Origin of the sequence: Priestia sp. FSL W8-0524, assembly GCF_038005965.1 — a bacterium.
Classification (GTDB): Bacteria; Bacillota; Bacilli; order Bacillales; family Bacillaceae_H; genus Priestia; species Priestia zanthoxyli.
On record NZ_JBBOUG010000001.1, the window covers coordinates 3,441,833 to 3,463,486 of the forward strand.

23 protein-coding genes, 1 pseudogene and 1 riboswitch are annotated in these 21,654 nt (G+C 38.9%); of the genes and pseudogenes, 9 read left to right on the forward strand and 15 right to left on the reverse strand.

Features of this window, described 5'->3' with window-relative positions; translation table 11 throughout:
* Positions 1-105 precede the first annotated feature (105 nt).
* Positions 106-978, reverse strand: coding sequence for an AraC family transcriptional regulator (locus NST66_RS18050; protein WP_328173281.1), 873 nt, complete (start codon positions 976-978; stop codon positions 106-108).
* A 249-nt stretch (positions 979-1,227) separates the two neighbouring features.
* Positions 1,228-1,797, reverse strand: coding sequence for an MEDS domain-containing protein (locus tag NST66_RS18055; protein ID WP_028414918.1), 570 nt, complete (start codon positions 1,795-1,797; stop codon positions 1,228-1,230).
* Between the two features lie 326 nt (positions 1,798-2,123).
* Between NST66_RS18055 and NST66_RS18060 the strand changes: the two are divergent.
* A pseudogene (locus NST66_RS18060) lies at positions 2,124-2,318 on the forward strand (winged helix-turn-helix transcriptional regulator); the annotation flags it as partial.
* 124 nt (positions 2,319-2,442) lie between these two features.
* Here the strand turns inward: NST66_RS18060 and NST66_RS18065 are convergent.
* The gene (locus NST66_RS18065; protein ID WP_340843621.1) at positions 2,443-2,628 is read right to left on the reverse strand and encodes a hypothetical protein; all 186 of its coding nucleotides are present in this window, start codon (positions 2,626-2,628) and stop codon (positions 2,443-2,445) included.
* A 231-nt stretch (positions 2,629-2,859) separates the two neighbouring features.
* Positions 2,860-3,642, reverse strand: a complete 783-nt coding sequence (locus NST66_RS18070; protein WP_340843622.1) for a GNAT family N-acetyltransferase — start codon at positions 3,640-3,642, stop codon at positions 2,860-2,862.
* Positions 3,643-3,791: 149 nt separating this feature from the next.
* Here NST66_RS18070 and NST66_RS18075 point away from each other — a divergent pair, with 149 nt between their 5' ends.
* Together NST66_RS18075 and NST66_RS18080 are read left to right on the forward strand one after the other, a co-directional pair.
* Complete coding sequence (locus NST66_RS18075) at positions 3,792-4,223, forward strand: hypothetical protein (RefSeq protein WP_033580003.1); 432 nt, start codon at positions 3,792-3,794, stop codon at positions 4,221-4,223.
* Between the two features lie 434 nt (positions 4,224-4,657).
* On the forward strand, positions 4,658-4,789 hold the full coding sequence (locus tag NST66_RS18080) for a YvrJ family protein (RefSeq protein WP_014458777.1): 132 nt from the start codon (positions 4,658-4,660) through the stop codon (positions 4,787-4,789).
* A gap of 14 nt (positions 4,790-4,803) precedes the next feature.
* Here NST66_RS18080 and NST66_RS18085 read toward each other — a convergent pair whose 3' ends face one another.
* Positions 4,804-6,069: a molybdopterin molybdotransferase MoeA gene (locus NST66_RS18085; RefSeq protein ID WP_328153397.1), complete on the reverse strand. Its 1,266-nt coding sequence runs from the start codon at positions 6,067-6,069 to the stop codon at positions 4,804-4,806.
* 114 nt (positions 6,070-6,183) lie between these two features.
* On the opposite strand from NST66_RS18085, the gene moaC reads away from it, so the two are divergent.
* Entirely contained in the window at positions 6,184-6,672 is a 489-nt protein-coding gene (moaC, locus tag NST66_RS18090; RefSeq protein WP_033580001.1) for a cyclic pyranopterin monophosphate synthase MoaC, read from the forward strand.
* Between the two features lie 12 nt (positions 6,673-6,684).
* A complete protein-coding gene (locus tag NST66_RS18095; protein ID WP_047750056.1) occupies positions 6,685-7,197 on the forward strand; it encodes a MogA/MoaB family molybdenum cofactor biosynthesis protein in 513 nt (170 codons plus the stop codon).
* A 33-nt stretch (positions 7,198-7,230) separates the two neighbouring features.
* On the opposite strand, the gene NST66_RS18100 is transcribed toward NST66_RS18095, so the two are convergent.
* The 5 genes from NST66_RS18100 to NST66_RS18120 form a co-directional block, all read right to left on the reverse strand.
* Positions 7,231-7,893: a sulfite oxidase-like oxidoreductase gene (locus NST66_RS18100; protein ID WP_328153395.1), complete on the reverse strand. Its 663-nt coding sequence runs from the start codon at positions 7,891-7,893 to the stop codon at positions 7,231-7,233.
* Positions 7,894-7,917: 24 nt separating this feature from the next.
* A complete protein-coding gene (locus NST66_RS18105) occupies positions 7,918-8,835 on the reverse strand; it encodes an ABC transporter permease (protein ID WP_047750055.1) in 918 nt (305 codons plus the stop codon).
* The gene (locus NST66_RS18110) at positions 8,822-9,889 is read right to left on the reverse strand and encodes an ABC transporter permease (protein WP_034267581.1); all 1,068 of its coding nucleotides are present in this window, start codon (positions 9,887-9,889) and stop codon (positions 8,822-8,824) included. Before NST66_RS18110 ends, NST66_RS18105 begins: the two co-directional genes overlap by 14 nt.
* Positions 9,864-11,396 carry an ABC transporter ATP-binding protein gene (locus tag NST66_RS18115; RefSeq protein ID WP_340843776.1) on the reverse strand — a complete coding sequence of 511 codons (1,533 nt, stop codon included), beginning with the start codon at positions 11,394-11,396 and terminating at the stop codon, positions 9,864-9,866. Before NST66_RS18115 ends, NST66_RS18110 begins: the two co-directional genes overlap by 26 nt.
* Positions 11,397-11,478: 82 nt before the next feature.
* Positions 11,479-12,489: a BMP family protein gene (locus tag NST66_RS18120; protein ID WP_033579996.1), complete on the reverse strand. Its 1,011-nt coding sequence runs from the start codon at positions 12,487-12,489 to the stop codon at positions 11,479-11,481.
* Positions 12,490-12,564: 75 nt separating this feature from the next.
* Positions 12,565-12,671: riboswitch (SAM riboswitch) on the reverse strand.
* A 352-nt stretch (positions 12,672-13,023) separates the two neighbouring features.
* On the opposite strand from NST66_RS18120, the gene NST66_RS18125 reads away from it, so the two are divergent.
* Positions 13,024-13,173, forward strand: coding sequence for a hypothetical protein (locus NST66_RS18125; protein ID WP_156830712.1), 150 nt, complete (start codon positions 13,024-13,026; stop codon positions 13,171-13,173).
* Between the two features lie 90 nt (positions 13,174-13,263).
* On the opposite strand, the gene NST66_RS18130 is transcribed toward NST66_RS18125, so the two are convergent.
* Positions 13,264-13,632 carry a hypothetical protein gene (locus NST66_RS18130; RefSeq protein WP_034267584.1) on the reverse strand — a complete coding sequence of 123 codons (369 nt, stop codon included), beginning with the start codon at positions 13,630-13,632 and terminating at the stop codon, positions 13,264-13,266.
* Between the two features lie 13 nt (positions 13,633-13,645).
* Complete coding sequence (locus tag NST66_RS18135; RefSeq protein ID WP_340843623.1) at positions 13,646-15,256, reverse strand: putative polysaccharide biosynthesis protein; 1,611 nt, start codon at positions 15,254-15,256, stop codon at positions 13,646-13,648.
* 332 nt (positions 15,257-15,588) lie between these two features.
* Here NST66_RS18135 and NST66_RS18140 point away from each other — a divergent pair, with 332 nt between their 5' ends.
* Positions 15,589-16,173: a YjgB family protein gene (locus NST66_RS18140; RefSeq protein ID WP_340843624.1), complete on the forward strand. Its 585-nt coding sequence runs from the start codon at positions 15,589-15,591 to the stop codon at positions 16,171-16,173.
* Positions 16,174-16,200: 27 nt separating this feature from the next.
* Here NST66_RS18140 and NST66_RS18145 read toward each other — a convergent pair whose 3' ends face one another.
* The 3 genes from NST66_RS18145 to NST66_RS18155 all read right to left on the reverse strand — a co-directional run bounded on the left by NST66_RS18145 (position 16,201) and on the right by NST66_RS18155 (position 18,928).
* Positions 16,201-17,043, reverse strand: coding sequence for a GNAT family N-acetyltransferase (locus NST66_RS18145; protein WP_340843625.1), 843 nt, complete (start codon positions 17,041-17,043; stop codon positions 16,201-16,203).
* Positions 17,040-17,705 carry a cyclase family protein gene (locus NST66_RS18150; RefSeq protein WP_340843626.1) on the reverse strand — a complete coding sequence of 222 codons (666 nt, stop codon included), beginning with the start codon at positions 17,703-17,705 and terminating at the stop codon, positions 17,040-17,042. Before NST66_RS18150 ends, NST66_RS18145 begins: the two co-directional genes overlap by 4 nt.
* Positions 17,706-17,800: 95 nt before the next feature.
* The gene (locus NST66_RS18155) at positions 17,801-18,928 is read right to left on the reverse strand and encodes a 2-methylaconitate cis-trans isomerase PrpF family protein (protein WP_340843777.1); all 1,128 of its coding nucleotides are present in this window, start codon (positions 18,926-18,928) and stop codon (positions 17,801-17,803) included.
* A gap of 184 nt (positions 18,929-19,112) precedes the next feature.
* Here NST66_RS18155 and NST66_RS18160 point away from each other — a divergent pair, with 184 nt between their 5' ends.
* Both NST66_RS18160 and NST66_RS18165 read left to right on the forward strand, forming a co-directional pair.
* Entirely contained in the window at positions 19,113-19,973 is an 861-nt protein-coding gene (locus NST66_RS18160) for a LysR family transcriptional regulator (RefSeq protein ID WP_033579989.1), read from the forward strand.
* Between the two features lie 297 nt (positions 19,974-20,270).
* Positions 20,271-21,587 (forward strand): CitMHS family transporter, encoded by a 1,317-nt coding sequence (locus NST66_RS18165; RefSeq protein ID WP_034267599.1) that lies wholly within the window; start codon positions 20,271-20,273, stop codon positions 21,585-21,587.
* Positions 21,588-21,654 lie beyond the last annotated feature (67 nt).

A 21,654-nucleotide genomic window follows, 5' to 3' on the forward strand; every position in this document is an offset into this window, starting at 1 on the left:
GTACATATTTATTTAGTCAACGTAATGTAGTTGATAGAAAGCTATAAAGTAGCAAAGGTAGATCACATTTGCGATCTACCTTTGCTCTCCATTACGGAGTCATCATTACTTTTTTAACACGGGTATCCATATTTCACTTTTAAAGGTTGGCGACGTTACATTTTTATGTTCATTCCATAAGATTTCCGGCCCTTCTACTTGTTCATAAGTTGAGGCTGGAAACCATTCTGAATAAATTCGTCCCCATACATCTTGTAATGTGTCAGGAAATGGTCCGACTGCTTCGAATACAGCCCATGTTCCAGCTGGCACTTCAAGTTGTACTAAATGATGGGGACAATCCTTAGTTGTGGCTACACCGATATAATGGTCCAGCTGCCCTTTTTCCTCCATTCTCCCTTCAGAAAAGTTCACAGATGCACTAAGCAAACCCAGTGGTGTAACATTAGAAAGTTCTTTTAATTCACGTATTGTTTCATCGTTCAAGCTTTCCCACATAGCAGCAATCTTTGGATTGACTCCATGAAAGATTATTGGAACTCTTTCTTTAATACCGACTATATGAAAGGCCTCTTTTTCCTCAATGCGATAATTCATCTCATTTCCCCCTTTAATTGATAACTGAAAGGTCATTTTTGGAAATACTTTAAGTGAACTGCCGCTCTTTTTAGCTTCGGAAGGAGTTATACCATGCAAATTTTGAAAAGCTCTTGTAAACGAATCCGGTGAGCTGTAATTGTACTTGATCGCAACATCAATGACTTTGATGTTACTATCTTTAAGTTCAAATGCTGCAAGTGTAAGTCGTCTTCGGCGAATATATTCTGATAAAGTAATACCTGCAAGAAAAGAAAACATTCTTTTAAAGTGATACTCAGAGCAAAGAGCCAGTCTTGCTACTTCTCTAAAATCGATATCATTGGTTAAATTCTCCTCAATATAGTCTAAAGCTCTATTCATATTTCTAAGCAAATCCATTTATATGACCTCCCTTATTATCAGAATAGCAGGATTTGAATAGAGCTATCCGACATTTCATGCACAGTTATGCAGGCTTTTTTCTTCTGTTCATAAGTTTTCACAAACTTAAACAAGCTATTCAAGATGCAATTTTAGTTAACATAATAACTTTCGAAAACAACAAATAAAGAGCCTTAAAGTATAAGGCTCTTTATTTGTTCTCTATTCACCTGTGTTTTTATGAGCAAATCCCAACCAAAATAGCAATTACACTGCATCTGTCATTACATATAAATGGGATGGCGCAATTTTGTTTTCTAAAATTACGTATGGATGGCATTTCATTAAAGCGAGCTTAAGAACTTCTGGTACTCTCTCTTCATCATAAGCGCATACTAAATACAATCCGCCTTTATTTACTAATTTATCGGCTTCATTCTCAAACTCTTCTAGAATAGGTATAATTCCTTCTTGCTGTCCCCATTCTACATGAGCCCATATTTGAAAAGATGTATTGTTTTTATAGAAAGGATCTAAGTGTCTAGAAAGGTGTTCAAAGATTATGGCAGGCTGAAAACTTCCACTTGAACAGTAATAATCAAAATTATTAATAGTATGTATATAGGTTAATTGATCTTTAGTTAGAATTCCCTCTAATTTTTCAAAAATTAGTGGAATTAATCTTTCACTTTCTATAACTAAAGTATGTCTCTTCTGTTCAATACCCGAAACAATATAAGACACAAGATTGTCTAAGTAACTTTTCATATCGTCAATGTTGTAGTAAATATGAACGCTTTCATTATTCTGTATTAATTGAGCAAACTGATTTTTCAAATATGTACGCTCCCTTATATAAAATCAACCTAAATTTTAAGCCTCTTAAAATAGTAATTTGTTTATCTGTTAGAAAGATTCTACGCTTTGCGTTCCTGCATGTCAAAATTAGATGTTCTTCCCTTTGTTTTGGGGTGGACAGCTGTTTTTAGAACAGTGTATCTATATTGATTGCAAACGTTTGCGACAATTATTCTAGCAGCTTGACTAAAGGATACTATACCCTTTTCAAATACGATTAAAACCTAACAAGAAGTAATTATGGAATTAAACTTAAAAGAGAAGCTCCAACGTTTCTTCTATATTCACTTATGTCCTCTCAAAACCTTCAATTAAAAGAGTTAGAAAAAGACGGGATTGTTCACCGTGAAATCTATAAAGAAATCCCCCCAAAAGTAGAGTACTCCCTAACCGAATTCGGAAGATCTCTCGAACCAATCATTTTACTTATGAAAGACTGGGGAGAAACGCATAAGAACAGAATTATTAATGCGAGAGCAATGGAAAAAGAAGAAATTTAAATATAAATTATATTTATTAATAGATTCGTGTACTTTAGATGTAGCCTATACACGAGTAGTTACTGTAATGTAATAAGCTAAAAAAGTGCTTGGATAATGTTTATCCAAGCACTTTTGAAATTAATTATGTATGACTTTTCTTTTTAATTTGTACACCTGTATAAATAGAATTACCTGTTAATATTACGGTTCCTAGAAGCCATCCCACCGTAGGAGAGTACTCAAATACATTTTTCAAAGCCATCCCTAAAGAAATAGCTGCCATTCCTAACATTAATAAAAGGACGGTAATGCCTTGCTGTCTTTGCATATATACCACCTCAGATGCTTTTTCTTCTAATCATTGTTTCCTCGGCTGCTCTTTTTTCCCTACAATCCAAGCTAAAGATAAAATTGAAACAGTTACAACTACTGCTGTCAACATCCCTATATCCACCTCTTCTTCCTTATAATTACATTGTAACATACCTATCATAATTAGACTTAGTTAACTTAAAATATGTTGTTGGTACAAAGAAAAAAACCATATTTCTAGGGCTTTTCATTTTAATACATATAGAGCGTAACTCTCTTCATTAGAAAATCCAAGTTTACTAGCTAATACTTTTGACGCTTCATTATTATTATCGCAATCCCAAGCAGGCATAACGTTCTTTTCTAAACACTTTTTTACAAACTCTTGACCTACTATCTTTCCCAGTCCCTGTCCTCTATAGCTAGGATTAGTCACAATATCGATTTCAGCTATTGTTCCACTATGAAAGATCGACACACATTCAGCGACAATATTTTCTTTATAAATAACACAAACGCCTAATCCGTTTTTCAGAAAATGACTTTCTGATCCCCAGTAATCCACTATATATGATTCATTAAAATTCTTACTTTTTCTTAAAGCATCGGAGTTAAAATCTTTTAACTCATAAAGATCGGGAAGATTATACTTAGAAGGAACTTTTGAAGGAACAAATCTGTACTTAGAACGCATCATTTTCTTTACGTACGGTTCGAAAGTCTCGTCAAAAAAAGCCTCCCAGTCGGTCGATGGAGTAAAAACAGTAAAACGTTTTTCCTTACCATAAACATTCTCAACAAAGTAACGATAGAGAGATTTATTAAACACCCCATCATTTCCTTTACCAAATACATAATAGTCACCTGCAGGTATTCTAAGAAATCCTGACGTTGGCCTCATACGATCATTTACATACACAGATCCTTCAATAACATGATTAACGACAGAAAAAGCAAATGTAGGAGTCTTAAATGACGCTTTTAAAATGTTATGTATCTTATCATAATCTTTTGGTTCTAAATAATACATTTTATCTACTCCTCCTTAACAAAGTATATGTTTATATATTTGTTAATTAATACCACACAAGACTATTTTACTGTAAACTGAATACTACAGATTTAACAATATCTAATTTATAAAAATATCGTACATGAACATGTTAGCAGGAGGAACTTATGATATCGCTTCATAGAATTTTAAAATTGCGTGATTTAGAGATTTTCCATGTAACAAGAAATGGAAGAATTATATCTTATGTAGTTATTGAAGACACTCGAAATCCATTTACAGAAGAAGATAAAAAACTAGATCCGTTATGTTATATGGATGCAGAAGATATTGACGCAATTTTAAACGTTTTTAGGATTTCGATCATTAATGATGAAAAATTAAACGAAGAAGATTCAGACCTTATAACGTCGTTCTTTTCAGATTTTGTTAATAATACAAATTTAACAAACTTTATTATAAAAGAATACATTCAAGAAGATTTGTATGATCATGAAGTTAATCTAAAATTCTTCAATAAAATGTTAAAGAATATAGGTTCAAATTATAGTATTGAAGAATTTGATGAAATCAACTGGATTTATTTATCTCAGGATTAAGACCGTGTACACAAACCACCCTCTTAGGCACACAGGAAAAAAGAGAACCCCTAGGGAAGTAAGAGTTCTGAAAAAGTCTCTTTTATAGAATATGCAGCTTTTTATACATCCTTAATTTAGTTGGTTCTTCATTAGGAGGAACAATTAAATCGATGAATTAAAAGTGCACCTCTTATTCATATGTTAGAACACATCAAAAGTATTATTTATATTTTAAAATATGTTATAGTTTAATTCCAATAATCGTTCATACTTGAATACGTGTGAATGAACCCTTATAAAAAGCAGCCTCGCTTGCCAATGCCGAGGCTGCTTTTTCTTATTTCTTAAGGACTTTTGTCTTAAAAATGGACGTATGCCCTGTGAACAAATACTTAGAAATCACATATTATAGTGTATCTTCTAATTGAAGGAGGTATGCAATTATAGAAAACTTGGTTAGTTATATTAAAGAATTAGGCTTTCCAGTTGCGCTATCTTTTTACTTACTCGTGCGCATTGAAAGCAAATTAGATCGAATTACAGAACTGCTTCAAATTCTTATTGAAAAAAAGGACAAGCAATAAGCAGACTTCTGCTTTTATACCCAAAGCGAACTTGTACCTTCGTCTTCAAGATCCAGCACGTCCACTTCTATTCCTTTATCATATCCATGCTCTCCGCCTGGAAGAACAATCAGTGCGTTTGCTGCAGCTAATGACGAAATAGCGCCTGACTTGTCCATGCCAACAGGCGTTACTAAGAGCCCTCCGCCTTCGTCTGTCATTTCTCCCCGTACCATTCTTGTGAATGCATTAGGCTCTTTAAAACGGCCGTTTAACACCGCTTTTGTTTTATGTAAATGAGGCGCCGGTGAATGTAAAAAGCTGCGAACAATCGGACGTACAAACAGTTCAAACCCGACATAGCAAGCAGATGGGTTTCCTGATAATCCAAACAGCAGCTGTCCGTTTCGTTCTGCGACTGTTGTGACGCTTCCCGGTCGCATCGCAATTTTGTTAAACAGCACATTGGCACCAAGCTTTTCATAAATAGCCGGCAAATAATCATAGTCACCAACGGATACCCCTCCGGTTGTCAGTAAAATATCCACTTCTTCAAGTGCTTTTTCTACCGCTTCATAGCAGCGGTCAAAATCATCTTCAAGCTTCCCTAAATATTTCGGAATTCCCCCGCTTCTTACGATTTGCGCAAGTGCCATATAAGAGTTGCTGTTGCGGATTTTTCCTGGCTCTAGCGGCTCGTTTACATCAAGCAGTTCACTTCCCGTTGTTAACACGCCAACCACCGGCTGCTTCACCACGGCTACATCCGCATAGCCAAACGTAGCTAAAAAAGCCGTGACGCCCGGATTAATGCGCGTTCCTTTTGAAACGAGCACGTCTCCTTTTTTTGTTTCTTCTCCTTTTAACGCAATGTGTTCCCACTTTGAAGCAGGCCTGCTTAACGCCATATACGTTTTGCCTTCTTTTTCATACGACTTCGTTACTTCAAGCATCACAACCGCATCACATGAATGAGGCACTTGCGCTCCTGTCATAATGCGCACTGCTTGAAACGGCTTTACTTCTTCTTCAAAAACAGAGCCAGCGCCGACTTCACCTACAACTTCGAACTCTACAGAATGTTCATTTGATACTTCTACGCAGTCTTGTGCTCGAACCGCAAAGCCGTCATAAAGCGATTTATTAAAATGAGGCACGTTTTGGTCGGCAATAATATCTTCTCCTAAATAGCGCCCGTAGCTTTCGGTGATCGATACGCGTTCGATGCTGCCTTTTCTTTTATATGTCATAACTTTTTCAATTGCTTCAGGAATTGAAATAGGTGTTCTGCTTTCTAACATACATTCTTCACTTCCTTTATGTCTGTTCACTTTTTACGCTATGGTGTAAAATCATAGCATATCTCACTATTTCTATCATACAACAAAATTTACTGAAAAAGGATGAAAACACCGATGTCTTCTTTTACACATTTTAATGACCAAGGCCGTGCCAATATGGTCGATATTAGCGAAAAATCTATCACTCGCCGCGTTGCAACAGCTCGTTCAAGCATACTCGTTAACAAAGAAATTCACGAAGCCATTGTAGAACATAAAATCGGAAAAGGCGATGTGCTTGCTGTCGCACAAGTAGCAGGGATTATGGCAGCAAAACGCACGTCTGACATTATTCCGATGTGTCACCCTCTTTTATTAAAAGGCGTAAACCTTTCATTTGACTGGGATACAAGCAATGACAAGTATCGTTTATTAATAGAAGCAACTGTTAAAACGGAAGGCTCAACGGGCGTTGAAATGGAAGCTTTAACTGCCGCTTCTGCCTGCGCTCTAACCGTTTATGATATGTGCAAAGCCATTGATAAAGGCATGATTATCGGCGAAACATATCTGCTTGAAAAATCAGGCGGCAAAAACGGTGACTACAAGCGTACGGAAGCGTAAAGGAGGTACATAATGAGCGTACATGAACATAAATCCAAAGCAACTCAGCCCGTTCGCTGCAAAGTCATTACGGTATCCGATACACGTACAAAAGAAACCGATAAAAGCGGCGCGCTAATGATCCAACTTCTGAAAGAACACGAGATGCAGGTCGCTTCCTATGAAATTGTAAAAGACGATCAAACGTCGATTCAACAAGCGATACTTGCCGGATGCAGTGCTGAGGACATTGACGTTGTTCTCACAAACGGCGGCACCGGCATTACAAAACGAGACGTCACAATTGAAGCCGTTCAAGCGCTGATTCATAAAGAAATCGTCGGGTTTGGCGAGCTGTTTCGCATGCTGAGCTACACCGAAGACATTGGCAGCGCAGCGATTATGAGCCGAGCAATTGCCGGGACGATTAACGAAAAAGCCGTTTTTTCTACACCAGGATCAAGCGGTGCTGTTCGCCTAGCTATGACCAAACTGATTTTGCCTGAACTTCGCCACGTTGTGTGGGAATTAAACCGCCAGCGCTAACAAAATGCCTATGCGCAAGCATAGGCATTTTCATTAATCATAGTCTTTATGTACCCACTCATCTTCTGGAATGCCTAAATCTTCTCCAGAAAAACGCTCTTCTTTAAACGGATCTCCTCTAAGATGAAAGCCGTTTTGCTCCCAAAAGCCCGGATGGTTTTCATCAATAGCTTCAAAGCCCCGAAGCCATTTGACACTTTTCCAAAAGTACAAATGCGGCACAACCAATCGCAGCGGATATCCATGCTTAGGTGTAAGCGGCTCTCCGTTAAAGGAATGAGCGAGAAGAATATCGTCTCTCAGTAAATCTTTTACTTCAATGTTTGACGTATAGTCATTATCTCCGTGCAGCATGATGTATTTACTTTTCAACTCCACGCCAACTGCTTTTAAAAAGTCTGTAAACAGCACGCCCGTAAATTCATTATCAAGTCTTGTCCATCTCGTTACGCAATGAATATCACATTTCACCGTTGTTTGAGGCATGTTCAATATATCTTGATACGAAAGCGTCACTTCTTTGTCTACCAACCCAAACACGCGAAGCGTCCACTCCTCTAAGTTATACTCCGGCACGTCGCCTTCATGTAAAATGGGAAAGCGCTCTGTTACTAACTGACCCGGAGGCACTCGTCCTTCATACTTTGGATCAATTTCCGGTGTTTTCATTCGTTTAATACGGTCTGCTTTGTTCATAGGTACCACCTCTTTATTTTTTTATCAGCGTGCACTTTGCTGACTTGTTTGATTCGTTTCGACTCCTTTATCTCGCAGGAAAAACATCGCTGCTAATGTAAGTACATACGGCACCATCATCGTGAACTCGGTCGGTATTGAAAAACCTTGCAGTCGTGTGCTCACCGCATCCATTAAACCGAAAAGTATACTCGATGCTAAAATACCGATCGGATGAGACTGACCGAGCATCATCGCAACAAGTGCAATAAATCCACGCCCTGAAGTCATGCCTTCTGAGAACATAGTGACTTGCCCTAATGAAAGCTGTGCTCCTGCAATCCCACACAGAATTCCGCATGCTGCAATCGCAAACAGCTGATATCTTATTGCTTTTAACCCAAGCGTACTTGCTGCTACTTGATTGTAGCCTACTGCTAGAAGACGAAAACCAAAAATCGTTCGATAAAAAAAGATATAAAAAGCAATAGCTGCTAAAAATGCAAAATAGACAAGCGGTGACTGCCCGGAAACAATGTCGCCGATTATAGGTATGTCTTTAATTAAAGGAATATCCCATGTGCCTATTCCATGCATGTTTTTATCGTAATAGGCACCTTTTGTATGAAAAATAGTCCGGAGTAAAAATGTCGTTAAGCCCAGTGCTAAAAAATTAATAGACACCCCAACAACAATTTCATTCGCTTTAAATATCACGACCATCATCCCAAACAGCAACGCAAAAAGTAAGCTTGCTCCAGCCGCAATCACGATCGCAAAAAAGACATTGTGAGTATAATAGTTACCGGCAATTCCGCTAAAAGCCCCAATCAATATCAGACCTTCTAGCCCTACATTAAATATGCCCACGCGCGCGCAAAGCATTCCGCCTAGCGCCGCTAATAATATAGGCGCAACCATTCGCAGCGTTGCATTTAACAGTGACCAATCAAGCAGCTCCACGAATATCAGCTCCTTTCTTTTTTGCTTTCCACCACTGCTTTGTAAATTTTGCTGAGATAAATAGAATGAGTACAGCTTGCATAATACTCGCAATTTCTAACGGAATTTCTGTATTACGCTCTAGACCCATCGCTCCTGTTTGCAAAGCGGCAAGTAAAAGAGACGTAAAAATAATGCCGATTGGATTCGATTTTGCTAACAGAGCAGCCATCACTCCAGTCCATGCATATCCAGGAACGGTAAGCGCACCGTCTACAAATCGGTACTGTGAACCAAGCACTTCAAACCCTCCTGCTAATCCAGCCAAGCTCCCGCTAATGAACATACTGAACAGCATGACTTTTACTTGATGAATGCCTCCATACGCTCCGAACAAGGGATTTTTTCCTGATGCGTTCACTTCGTACCCAAACACAGAGTAGCGAAGCACCGTCCATAGCAGTAGCGCACCGATTAAAGCAATGATAAATCCGACATGAAGAGGCATTCCTTGAAACACTTTTCCAAGCCACGCCGATTGCTCAATCATAGGCGTTTGAGCGAGAGCTGCTGAGCCTGTTTTATCTTGAAATGGGTGACCTGCTAAATAACTTGCAAATAAAACAGCGATATAATTTAATAAAAGCGTCGAAATGACAAGCTGAATTTTAAACGCGGCTTCCATCCAGCCTGCTAAAACAGAAAGCAACCCTCCTGCCGCAACAGCAGCTGCAATAGCCGCTATAAGCTTGACCATCCCTGGAGCCGGTAGGTAATAAGCAACAATCGCTGCGCTAATCGCTCCAACGACCATCTGCCCTTCTCCCCCTAAATTAAACACACCTGCTCTAAAAGCAAACCCGACACCTAACGCAATTAAAAGAATAGGTGTAGCGCGAGCCAGCGTAGTGGTGAAGAAATAAAAATTACCAAACGCTCCATTCCAGAGCTCTGTATATGTTTGAAGAACCGAACCACCAGTTAAAGAAATAATAATGCCTCCTATTGCTAAGCCAAAAATGACTGCAATAACTGGCTGGATTAATGATTTAAGAAGTTTCTGCAACTGTATCACCTTCTACCGTTCCTCCTGCCATTAATATGCTTAATTTCTCTTCCGTTGCTTCTTCCCTTGTAAGCTCTCCAACAATACTGCCTTCGTACATCACTAAAATTCGATCTGATAGTGAGATAATCTCCGACAGCTCAGAAGATACAAGTAAAATAGCCGATCCATTATTGCGTTTTTGAATCAAAGCGTCGTGAATACGTTCCATTGCCCCAATATCCACTCCTCGCGTTGGTTCGGCAGCAAGTAGAAAAGAAGTGTTTTGGCCAAGCTCTCTGGCAACAATCAATTTTTGCAGATTCCCCCCTGACAGTTCTCCTGCTTTTTGCTTAGATGAAGTGGCTTTAATCGAAAATTCATTTATCCATTCCTCCACGCTCGAATTGAATATCTTTCTTTTCAGCCAGCCCATTTTCGAGTGAGAAGCTTTATACTGATAGCCCATCAGCGCATTTTCTTCGATCGTATCGTCTTTAGAGGCTCCCCACATATAGCGGTCTTCTGGAATATGAGCGATTCCTGCTTCTCTTCTTTCACGCACAGATTGCCCTGTAAGATCTTCTTCTCCAAGTTTAATACTTCCGCTGTCTGTTTCTACTAATCCAGCGATTGTTTGAAGCAGCTCTGATTGCCCATTTCCTGAAACGCCTGCAATACCGACAATTTCTCCTGCTGAAACGTGAAGAGACACATTTTGCAATACGTTTTTTTGTCCTTTTCCTTTTAAAAAGAGATTTTGTACGCTTAAATGAGAAGTGCTTTGTGATGGCACTCTTGCAGGACGCTCTTTTAATTCTCGTCCTACCATCAGCTTGGCTAAATGGTGAGCATTAGTAGATTCTTTATTTGTGACGCCGGCTACTTTACCATTTCGCAGAACCGTGATGCGGTCCGCTACTTCCATCACTTCTTGCAGCTTATGTGTAATAATAATGATGCTTTTTCCTTGTGAAGCCAAAAAACGGATTGTTTTTAATAGTTCCTTCACTTCATGAGGAGTAAGTACAGCGGTAGGCTCGTCTAAAACAATGATTTCTGCTCCTTGATACAGCACTTTTAAAATTTCAATCTTTTGCTGTTCTCCAATTGAGCAATGCTTTACTTTTTTATGAACATCTACTGAAATCTGATAGGTTTGGGTTAATTGCTGAACATCCTCTTTCGCTTGCCTTCTATTAAAAAAGAGACCTTTCTTTGGCTCATGCCCCAAGACAATATTTTCAGCCACTGAAAAATGAGGAAAAACCATAAAATGCTGATGCACCATGCCTATTCCGTTTTTAATCGCATCCGCAGGAGATGAAAACGAGACGGTTTTCCCATGTAGCTGAATACTTCCTGAACTCGGCTTTTCCATTCCGTAAAGCATCCTCATCAACGTTGTTTTACCAGCACCGTTTTCTCCGACCAGCGCGTGAACCTCGCCTTTTTTTAGCCTAAAAGACACGTTATCGTTTGCTAAAAATGAACCGTATTTCTTCGTTAAATTCGTTAACTGCAGCAGCTCACTCATTCCATTCATTGCTCTTTTCCCCTTTAGGTTTTTTTCAAAAATAAGAAAGAGAAGCCAGCCTTACTCGACTTCTCTTCTCAACTCACTTTGCTAACGGATCTTTTACCACTGTTTTTCCATCAATAATCGAATCTTTAATTTCTTTTAATTGATTAATCACATCTTGTCCTACAAAGTCACTAAGAGGCGTCTTGCTGTCTTGAGTCACATACGTTAACCCAACACCTTTTTCTTTTAAGCCGTATGTCACTACGCCCGATTTAAATTTGTCATTTGCGAGTGCTTCTACCGTTTCATAAGCAGCTGCATCAGATCCTTTTAACTGCGATAAAACGATATGCTCAGGATCTACTTCCGTACGGTCAATATCTTGTCCTGCCGTATAAAAACCTTTTTCTTTTGCTGCTTCAAATACACCCAAGTCGCCTACTGCTGATGCTCCGGCGATAAAATCAGCGCCTTTTGAAGCTTGTAAAATAGCAAGTTCTTTTGCTTTAGCTGGATCAGAGAAGCTTCCAACATAGTTTACTAGAAACTCTGCTTTTGGATTTGTTGATTGTAATCCTTCTTTAAAACTTACCGTCCATTTTTTTAATAATGGAATATCATCAGCTGCAACCATTCCTACTTTATTCGTTTTCGTAATCAATCCTGCCGCTGCTCCTAATAAATATGAAGCTTCTTGCTCACGAAATACAACGCTTCTTACATTTGGTAAATCGACCACTGTATCAATAATCGCAAATTGACGCTGCGGATTTTCTTGAGCTACTTTTTTCAACGCATCTTCGGATTCAAAAGAAGATGTAATAATCAAGTCATAATTTTCGGCTACCGCAGCACGCAAATTACTTTCAATGGCTGCTTGGTCCGTAGATTCAATTGTCTTTACATCAATGTTATACTTCTTCCCAGCGCGCTTTGCTCCATCATCCATTTGCTGAAAAAACGGGTTAACTCCAATCTTTTCAGGCAAAACAAGAGCAATTCGCTTCTTTCCTTTCTCTTCACTTCCACTGCTTTTTGTACTTTTTGACTGACAGCCAGTTACGAGTAGTACAAGCGCAACTGCTAAAATAAGAAATCTCTTCATTTAACTTACTCCCCCTATAATATAAAAAAAGCTCTTCCTTTATATAAAGGAAGAGCTCGTTAACCAAACGTCTCTTCCTCATCTTCAAGAACATACTGTTCTTAAGGATTTGGCACCATTCTGTCATAGACAGCGGTTGCCGGGTTTCACAGGGCCAGTCCCTCCACCTCTCTTGATAAGGAAAACAATAGCTATTTGTTTTATGTAATATAGTCAATATTAATAGTTTTTCAACAATTGTCAATATTATTTTTCTTTTTCACGCAAAAAAACTTCAAAAACAGATAGGATTATACGGTTTTAGTCTACTAAAATATAAAATAAAAGTTAAAGCCTTTACCTCACTTCTTGAATCATTCTATACTTCTTCACAAAGCACTTATACTGAATCTGTTGACGGTCAAGAGGGTTTAGTGGTAGCAAATAAGTTCTATTATACCTCTTCGGTTAATGTGTTATTAATTGAAACCACTTTACCAATAATGTTAGACTTTTCCTTAGTAATATTGTTAAGAGGTGTTAACGGTGAAATTAATGAAAGAACTATCTGGCATAGCTATTGGGCTTATTATCGCTTTAGCCGTTTCAAAAACATTTTTTGATACCCCGACCAACATTGGAATCATAGTTATTTTTATTACGAGTATGGTCGTAACAGGGATAGCAAGAGTAAAACTAAGATGAGATAATCTAACAAAAAAACACCACCTTTTATTCGCAAGGTGGTGTTTTCTTTTAATGATTTTAGTATGTAGTAATTCCAAGTGAAGGCTTTTACCCTTCTCCATCAATCATCGTATACTTCCTAGCAAAGCGCTTGTAGTAAATTTGCTCATCCTCTTGTCCATTGTTAAAAACAAGTCGGTTATGATCAATATCTTTCTCTTTTAACACATAGCCTTTTTCATCCATCAGTTGAATATATTCATCTAAATGTCCTTTTTTCACCATATAGTAAAGAACATTATCTGAATCCGTAGTCTTTGCTACATCTTGACTTCCCACTTCTAACTTGAATACGGCTGTTGCTGTTTGAATGGGACGGTAGTCTCCGAACACCTTTTCCCAGTTTAGTAGCAGCAGCGCGCTGAAGATTATGATACATCCTCCAGCGGCTACGGTTAGTACAAATCGTTTTGACACTTCTTTCTCTCCTTTACATTCTTTTTCTTCTATTTAACACAACAGATTGCCCTAAACTTGTTTTGACGCCAAGCCCTAGATACACAGCAGCACCTAAAGCTATTGAAATACAAGACGTGCTAATCGCAAGTGAAGATGCAGACAGCTTATTTTCTAGAAAATAGTGAGAAGCATAATTGCCAATAAGCACAGCGGCTGACATCACACTTACTAATAAAACAGGCGTCAACGCGGCTTTTCCTAGTGATTGAACTCGGTAAGAAATGGATTTTTCAATTAAATAAAAGTTATAGATAACCGATACACCATATCCTCCGTACGTCGCGACAACAGGTCCAATTTCTTTTAAGCTTGAAACCAACAGTACGTTTAATACTATCTTCATAACAATACCTAAGCCCAAGCCAAAAATTAATTTTTTTTGCTGATTAATTCCTTGAAGAATCGCGGCTGTTACGGTAAAAAGAGCAAATAAAATGGCAGCAGGCGCATACCATTGTAAAACAACTCCACCGATTTCAGGACTGTTTTTCGCTCCAAAGATCATCATATATACCGGCTTACCCAATAAACAAAGCCCCACCGCAGAAGGAAGAGTAAAAAACAACAGCAGCTGCAGCGTTTTTGTAATCTTTCCTTTTACTTCTCGTAAATTTCCTTGCACAAAAGAAGATGTAATACCTGGAATCAGCGACATGCTGAAGGCAGTCGCTAGCGATACCGGCACCATTACTAAAATTTGCGCTAACCCAATGACAGAGTTGATTGTTTCGGCTTTAGCTTGTCCATACCCTATTGATTGAAAAAGCATGTTAATCGTAAACGTATCAATATTTTGATAGATTGGAATAGCTAAACCAACTAATACAAACGGAACAGCGTACGTCACAAGCTCTTTGAACATTAAAGAGAACGGAACAGATTTATTATTCTTTCCGCTGTTCACTTCCTTCATAATCAGCCGCTTGCGCTTTAGATACGTCGCACCGAGAATCCCTATTCCCCCTACGCCTCCAATAAACGCTCCAAACGTACCAATTCCAACAGCTTTTGTCATCGTGCTATGAAAGAGATGAATAACAGCGTATGCTCCTGCTAAAATAAACAGTACACGCACTATTTGTTCAATAATTGTACTCAGCGCGGATGGTCCCATGGACTGGTTACCTTGAAAGTAGCCTCGTAATAGACTCATAGGCGGGATAATAATTAAAGCAAAGCTCACCATTCGAATCACGTATACCACGTCTTTTTGACTATTTCCTGAGGAATCTTTTCCGTTAATCACTAGCTCAGCGAGCAAAGGCGCCATTGTATAGAGGACTAAAAATCCTATTATGCCTGTTATCGTCATTAATAGAAGGCCTGCTTTTAATAGATCTTGCCCTGCCCTGTAGTTTCCAAGCCCGTTATATTTCGATACATACTTCGAAACAGCAAGCGGAAGACCCATTGTCGATAAGCTTAGCATCAAGGTATATGGACCGTATGCATACTTATAAAGCGCGTAACCTGACGTTCCGACTAGCGCTGTAAACGGAATAATATAAATAAAACCCAAAATCTTTGTTAGCAAAGAAGACGCTGTTAACAAAAGCGTACCTCTCATCAAATTTTTTTCCATACATCAAAACTCCAGCAATAAATATTATATTTTTAACAAATACTTGATTTATTGTATCATACTTACAGTTATTATCTAGTTTTTTATAAAGACTTAGAACCCTCCCTATATTACGTTTTTTTACATAATAAAGGAATAAAAACAAATCTTTTAACCTATGATAAATGAATCGTTTTTTGCTTTTCACCTTACCTGACGTTTATATTCTGAAAGGCGTGTTACATTATATATATCAGTTACCAACTCAACTAAGACTCCTTGACCATTCTGGCCTACCTTCTCTTTTAGGTAGACTGAGATTGCTAAATCGTTATATATAGGAGGAAAAAATCATGAAAATGAAACAACGACTATCAAAAGCGGCTGCTGCTGCGACGATTACAGGAATTGCTGCGTTTGGATTTGCTCCTGTCGCTCAGCTTGATACACCAGCACATGCAGCTACATCTCAAGAAACAAGCAGTCAAAGTCAAACAGCTGTAAAGAACATTAACGAAATTTATAATGCGGCGGTGCAAGGTGAAGTGCCGCGATTAACAGCAGACTTAAAAATTGGCAAAAGCCTGCGTCAAGATGTTCGAGATCAGTTCGGTCCTCCGCCTGAAGGTTCATCAAATAACTTTGACTACTATCATGCGGAAATGGGCCATCCTGGATATGCATTTGGTTATGACCAAAATAATGTCATTAACGAAATCCGCTATTTTGGTACAAATGTAGAGCGTCAAACAAATTTAGGGTCCATCACGCAAGCTAACTTAAAGAAAGAATTAGGTCAGCCAAACTTTACAAGCAAAGTAAAAGGTGATGGTGCGACTCAAACGAGATACACGTATCACGCCGGCGCCTATGATCTTGAATTTATTTTTGATGATAGCAAAACGTTAAATCACGTTAATTTAGTTAAAAAACCTTAAGTAATAGAAAAAGTAGCAGACAGCCTGCTACTTTTTTTCATGAAATAAAACTAATGCTGAATCAGCTACGTGTTCATACCCAATCTCCATGTAAATCTTGTTAGACGTAGGGTTTGTCGTGTCCGTGTATAGACTTGTTGTTTGAAAACCGCTGTCTAGCATAAGCTGAGAAAGCGTGGACACACAGCTTGATGCATAGCCTTTTTTACGTTCTTCCCGCGGCGTATACACAAAGTTAATCGTAACGTTGTGGGTTGTCGGACGCGTAGCATTAGCAATGGACACATACTTGCCGTTTACTTCCCATAAAAATAGCCGTTCTGCTTTAATAAAAGCTTCTCCTGTTTTGACAGCTTGTTCTTTTGATACAGGCTCTCCAATGACGCCCATAAACTCCCAAATCCATTCCGTCACGAGCGGAAGATGCTCCAACTTTGCTTTTATCAGAACTCCGTCAGCGTCCGCAGCTTTTTTCACTTTGTCTAACCGGTAAATACGCTGATCCATTTTCAACGAAGCTTCTTGATTTTTTAGCGCTGCTAGTTTTTGAGAAAGATATAAAACCGTTTGCCTTTCTCCAACTAAGCCCGGTACGGCGGTTTCTTGTAACAGCTCCGCTACTTCGTTCAGCTCATCATCCGTTAGCTTCTGTATTTGAGACAGGATGATTTGCTGAGGATGGGTTTGCAGTAACACAAGCGCAGCACGGCTGTCTTTTAAAATAACACCCATAAAATTTGGTTTGCTGTTTTCCTGCAAGCTTTGTAAAATGCCAAGCGCTAAGTTGTGAAGAACTTCATTTTTCTCTAAAAACGGCTCGACTTGGTTTTTAAATTCCTGCACTTCCCTGTATCTATGTAATTGGATCATGTTCTTTCTACCTCCGCAAATGCTCTTACCGGAAATGTTCCGGCTCCTTTTATTTTAGGAGGCACGGCGTAAAATAAAAAGGACTCCGTTAGTTGATCTAAGCGACATAAGTGTTCAGCAATCACAATGTCCGCTCCTAACAGCAGCGTATGAGCTGGTCTTGCTTTTCCTTTTGTGTCGTCAATATTCATCGAATCAATTCCGACAAGAGCGGGCTGTTGAGATACTAAATAAGCCGCCGCGCTTTCTGTTAAGTATGGATGGTTTTCTAGATAATCGTCTGTATTCCAGTAGCGATCCCATCCCGTGTGAATTAATATCGCTTTGCCTTTTACGTCTATATGCTGAAAATGAGATTCATCAATAGCCGTTAAAGTCGGGTCGACTGAAACTACTATTCCTTCCAGTCCGGCTGTTTTATCAATAGCCGTTTGAGCCAAATCTGCTCCGTTTTTATATCTGTGAAACGGCACGTCAATATACGTACCGGTATTCGTGACCATTTCAATTTTACCGATTTGAAATTCAGTCCCTGGTTCATACAGCTTTTTAGACTCTTCTCGGCTTAAATAGTCGCAAATAATCGGTGCCGGCAAGCCTTTATGCGTGATAACTCCGTCTTCAATGACGTGGCTTAAATCAATATACGTTCTTTTTTTCATACTACCACCAACTTTTTTCAATATTTAGTAAAAATATTCTAACACAAAAAAACTCTTCCTAGTTTCCTAGAAAGAGTTTTTTTTAGAGAACGTTATTAACTTGATAAACATACATCGTACGCGTGCTTTGTATAAACAAATCCTTCAAAAATAAGACGGGCCGTACGCACTACTTTGATTCCATTAACCTGTCCTTCTTTTAGATCTACACTGGTTTCCATAATTCCCATTGGATGAGCAAGTCGAACCGTATCGCCTTTTAGTTGAACCATTTCTGACAGAAGCGTGCCTTTTGTATAGATAGCCGCCGTTGTACAAATTGCTCCTGTAATCGCAAGCGTTTGATGCGGTTTTTGCATCGACATCATGCGAATTAATACGTCCATTTGAGAAGCCTCTTTGTCTCTGCCAGTCCCGTCGCGGTGGTCCATTGGAGGAGCAATAATCGTCATTTTTGGAACCGCTGGTGATAGTTTAGTTGCTTTGTCTTGAGGTGCGAGCCCCGCTTTTTCCGCTGCAATGGAGCGAATTTCTTCAAATAGCTTCAGCTGTATGTCCTTGTATTCATGCGGAAGTTCTGTTCCTTTTAGGCCAATATCCGCTGCTTTAACAAATACAAGCGGATTTCCTACATCAACAATTGATGCTTTTACTGTTCCGATGGATGTTTGCAGAAGATCAATAGCGTTCCCGGTCGGAAGCAGTTTTCCGGTAACGGCTCCTTCTCCGTTTTCAAACGAAAGATAAATAGGTGAACCCGTACCTGGCACTCCAGGAATCATACATTCTCCTTCTGTTTTCACTTTCCCGTTTTCTACTTCTACTTCCGCTACGATTACTTTTTTAGTATTCGTATTATAAATCCGCACTTTGGTCACCGGTTCCACAGCTTGTACAAGTCCTTGTTCAATTGCGTAAGGCCCCACTGCTGAGGAGATATTGCCGCAGTTTCCTTTAAAATCAACGAGAGATTCGCTGATGCTGACCTGCGCAAACGTGTAATCTACGTCAGCTTCTTCTAAATCTGATTTTTTTATAATCGCAATTTTACTTGTCAGCGAATTAGCTCCGCCTAACCCGTCAATTTGACGTTGATCCGGACTTCCCATTATATCTAGCAAAAACGGTTCCCAATCCGATTTGTTCACAGGCATTTCTTCATGATTGATAAAGACCCCTTTACTCGTTCCACCTCTCATAACCGTTACAGGAATACGCGTCATCTTAATCACCTTTCTCCCCTACTAACAAACGCCGAGGCGTTCATCAAACCATTTTATTTTTTTACTATTTAGAACCGGTTCATTTGCCATTTATCGTATAATAGAGGTGGTCATAAGTAAAATACATAAAATTTATTGTCTTTTTAAAAATTTTTTTATAATCTAAATACAAGGGGGAATTGGGATGGATCAAAAAGATTGGATATTAATTAAAACGCTTCACGAAGAAAAGAACATTACGCGAACGGCTGAAAGGCTCTACGTATCGCAGCCTTCTTTAAGCTACCGGCTTAAAAATCTTGAAGAAGAATTTGGCGTGACGCTTTTTTTCAAAACGAAAAAAGGAATTGAGTTTACATCTGAAGGTGAGCATCTTGTTCGCTATGCAGAAAACATGTGGAAACAGCTGCAAGAAACAAAAGACAGCATGCGTAATATGAGCGAAACCGTTACAGGCACGCTTCGCTTAGGGGTATCGAGTAACTTTGCGCAGCATAAACTCCCAAAAATTTTAAAACAGTTTTCTCTTCACTATCCAAACGTACAGTTCAGTGTCAATACAGGCTGGAGTACGCAAGTTATGAATCTATTAGACTCTTCGCGTGTGCACGTTGGTATTTTGCGAGGCAATTACCCGTGGAACGGAGAAAAATCACTGCTGACAAAAGAGCGGCTTTGCTTAATTTCGAAAAAAGAAATTGCGATCGATGACTTGCCGAACCTGCCTTATATTAACTATAAAACCGATACGTCGCTAAAAGATCTCATTCAAGACTGGTGGCATGACAAGTTTTCAGAGCCTCCGTTTGTAGCGATGGAAGTTGACCGGCAAGAAACGGCCAAAGAAATGGTTAAAAATGATTTAGGCTTTGCGATTTTACCAGAAATTTGCCTTCACTCCAGCGACAATTTATATACATACGGACTTTCATACCGAGATGAATCACCTTTGCTTCGAAACACTTGGCTCATGTATGATCCTTCTTATTTGAATCTAGCGGTCGTGAAAGCATTTATTGACTTTTTAAAGCTAAGTGAAAAATAAAGCAAAAAGCAAAAAAGTTTGGGTCTTGGAAGAAACTTTCTTTTAGACCAAGCTTTTTTCTAGACTATCATTATAAAATTTTTTTATGAACTTTCTAAAAAAACCTATATTTCCTTTATTTTTCAAAATGTACTAACATGAAAACAAGAAACATCAGCGGGGGTAAAGAGCGGATTTAAAAATTCTTAATAATCAAACTACGTCTCATACATGGGGATGAGAGATGTTAGTCACGTTTTTTTACTCTAAAAGTAAACGCTTTCAAAGAAAAGAGGGAAAATAAAGGAGGTTGTTTGAATGCTAGCACTACTAGGTTTTACAATGATTATTGTCTTTACGTATCTCATTATGTCAAAAAGGATGTCTCCTATCGTAGCTTTAATGGTCATTCCACTTCTTTTTGCCGTGATTGGAGGATTTGGCAAAGGCGTCGGAGACATGATGCTAGAAGGGTTAAAACAAGTAGCTCCGTCAGCTGCGATGCTGCTGTTTGCCATTTTATACTTCGGCGTTATGATTGATGCCGGCCTGTTTGATCCATTAATTAAGCAGCTGTTAAAAATCGTAAAAGGCGATCCGCTCAAAATCGTGATTGGAACCGCTCTTCTATCGCTTTTAGTTGCACTAGACGGAGACGGTACAACTACTTATATGATTACGGTTTCTGCTCTTCTTCCACTGTATAAACGTCTGAATATGAGCCCGTTAGTGTTAACGACGGTTGCGATGCTTTCTCTTAGTATTATGAGCAGCATGACACCTTGGGGAGGCCCGGCTACTCGTGCGATTGTCGCCCTTCACCTCGATGCATCAGAGTTCTTTATTCCACTTCTTCCAACGTTAATTGGCGGAGCTTTGTGGGTGATTTTTACAGGCTATATTCTTGGAAAAAAAGAGCGCAGACGACTTGGTGCTATTGACATCGAGCAGTTTGAATTAAAAAGCTCGCTTGCTTTTGCTGAAGACGCGTCTTTAACTTCTCAAGAAGATATTACGCAGCCTAAAAAAATCTGGATTAACTTAGCTTTAACCATTGCACTTATGGTCGTATTAGTTTCTGGTATTTGGTCCGTTTCTGTTTTATTTATGATTGGTTTTGCGCTTGCTCTTATGATTAACTATCCAAAACTTGAGGATCAAAAAGAACGTTTAATGGCTCATGCAGGCAACGCGTTAACCGTTGCAGCCCTTGTCTTTGCAGCGGGTATTTTTACAGGAATACTCTCCGGCACTAAAATGGTTGACGAAATGGCAAGCCTGTTAATTCATTTAGTTCCTGATTCACTCGGTTCGTTTTTACCAACAATCGTTGCTTTGACAAGCATGCCGTTTACATTTGTGATGAGTAACGACGCCTATTACTTTGGTGTTTTACCAATATTCGCTGAAACAGCTGCTTCCTACGGAATTGATCCAATGGAAATTGCGCGAGCTTCAGTACTCGGACAACCTGTTCATCTATTAAGTCCACTCGTTGCCTCTACTTTCTTACTTGTAGGTATGGTAGGTGTTGATCTTGGTGAACATCAGCGCTTTGCATTTAAATGGGCCGTTTTAACGTCTCTTGTTCTCATTGTCCTTGCTATTGTCACAGGCGCACTTACGCTATTTTAATAGGGAATAAAAGCTGCTATAGCTTTTTATTAATAAATTCTACATGATAGGTGGAGGTACTTCTAAA

Bases quoted from the DNA above. Each gene is read 5' to 3' on its own strand.
- NST66_RS18050 (WP_328173281.1), bottom strand. From the start codon at position 978: ATGGATTTGCTTAGAAATATGAATAGAGCTTTAGACTATATTGAGGAG.
- NST66_RS18065 (WP_340843621.1), bottom strand. From the start codon at position 2,628: ATGCAAAGACAGCAAGGCATTACCGTCCTTTTATTAATGTTAGGAATG.
- NST66_RS18070 (WP_340843622.1), bottom strand. From the start codon at position 3,642: ATGTATTATTTAGAACCAAAAGATTATGATAAGATACATAACATTTTA.
- NST66_RS18075 (WP_033580003.1), top strand. From the start codon at position 3,792: ATGATATCGCTTCATAGAATTTTAAAATTGCGTGATTTAGAGATTTTC.
- NST66_RS18085 (WP_328153397.1), bottom strand. From the start codon at position 6,069: ATGTTAGAAAGCAGAACACCTATTTCAATTCCTGAAGCAATTGAAAAA.
- moaC (WP_033580001.1), top strand. From the start codon at position 6,184: ATGTCTTCTTTTACACATTTTAATGACCAAGGCCGTGCCAATATGGTC.
- NST66_RS18095 (WP_047750056.1), top strand. From the start codon at position 6,685: ATGAGCGTACATGAACATAAATCCAAAGCAACTCAGCCCGTTCGCTGC.
- NST66_RS18100 (WP_328153395.1), bottom strand. From the start codon at position 7,893: ATGAACAAAGCAGACCGTATTAAACGAATGAAAACACCGGAAATTGAT.
- NST66_RS18115 (WP_340843776.1), bottom strand. From the start codon at position 11,396: ATGAGTGAGCTGCTGCAGTTAACGAATTTAACGAAGAAATACGGTTCA.
- NST66_RS18120 (WP_033579996.1), bottom strand. From the start codon at position 12,489: ATGAAGAGATTTCTTATTTTAGCAGTTGCGCTTGTACTACTCGTAACT.
- NST66_RS18125 (WP_156830712.1), top strand. From the start codon at position 13,024: ATGAAAGAACTATCTGGCATAGCTATTGGGCTTATTATCGCTTTAGCC.
- NST66_RS18135 (WP_340843623.1), bottom strand. From the start codon at position 15,256: ATGGAAAAAAATTTGATGAGAGGTACGCTTTTGTTAACAGCGTCTTCT.
- NST66_RS18140 (WP_340843624.1), top strand. From the start codon at position 15,589: ATGAAAATGAAACAACGACTATCAAAAGCGGCTGCTGCTGCGACGATT.
- NST66_RS18145 (WP_340843625.1), bottom strand. From the start codon at position 17,043: ATGATCCAATTACATAGATACAGGGAAGTGCAGGAATTTAAAAACCAA.
- NST66_RS18150 (WP_340843626.1), bottom strand. From the start codon at position 17,705: ATGAAAAAAAGAACGTATATTGATTTAAGCCACGTCATTGAAGACGGA.
- NST66_RS18155 (WP_340843777.1), bottom strand. From the start codon at position 18,928: ATGACGCGTATTCCTGTAACGGTTATGAGAGGTGGAACGAGTAAAGGG.
- NST66_RS18160 (WP_033579989.1), top strand. From the start codon at position 19,113: ATGGATCAAAAAGATTGGATATTAATTAAAACGCTTCACGAAGAAAAG.
- NST66_RS18165 (WP_034267599.1), top strand. From the start codon at position 20,271: ATGCTAGCACTACTAGGTTTTACAATGATTATTGTCTTTACGTATCTC.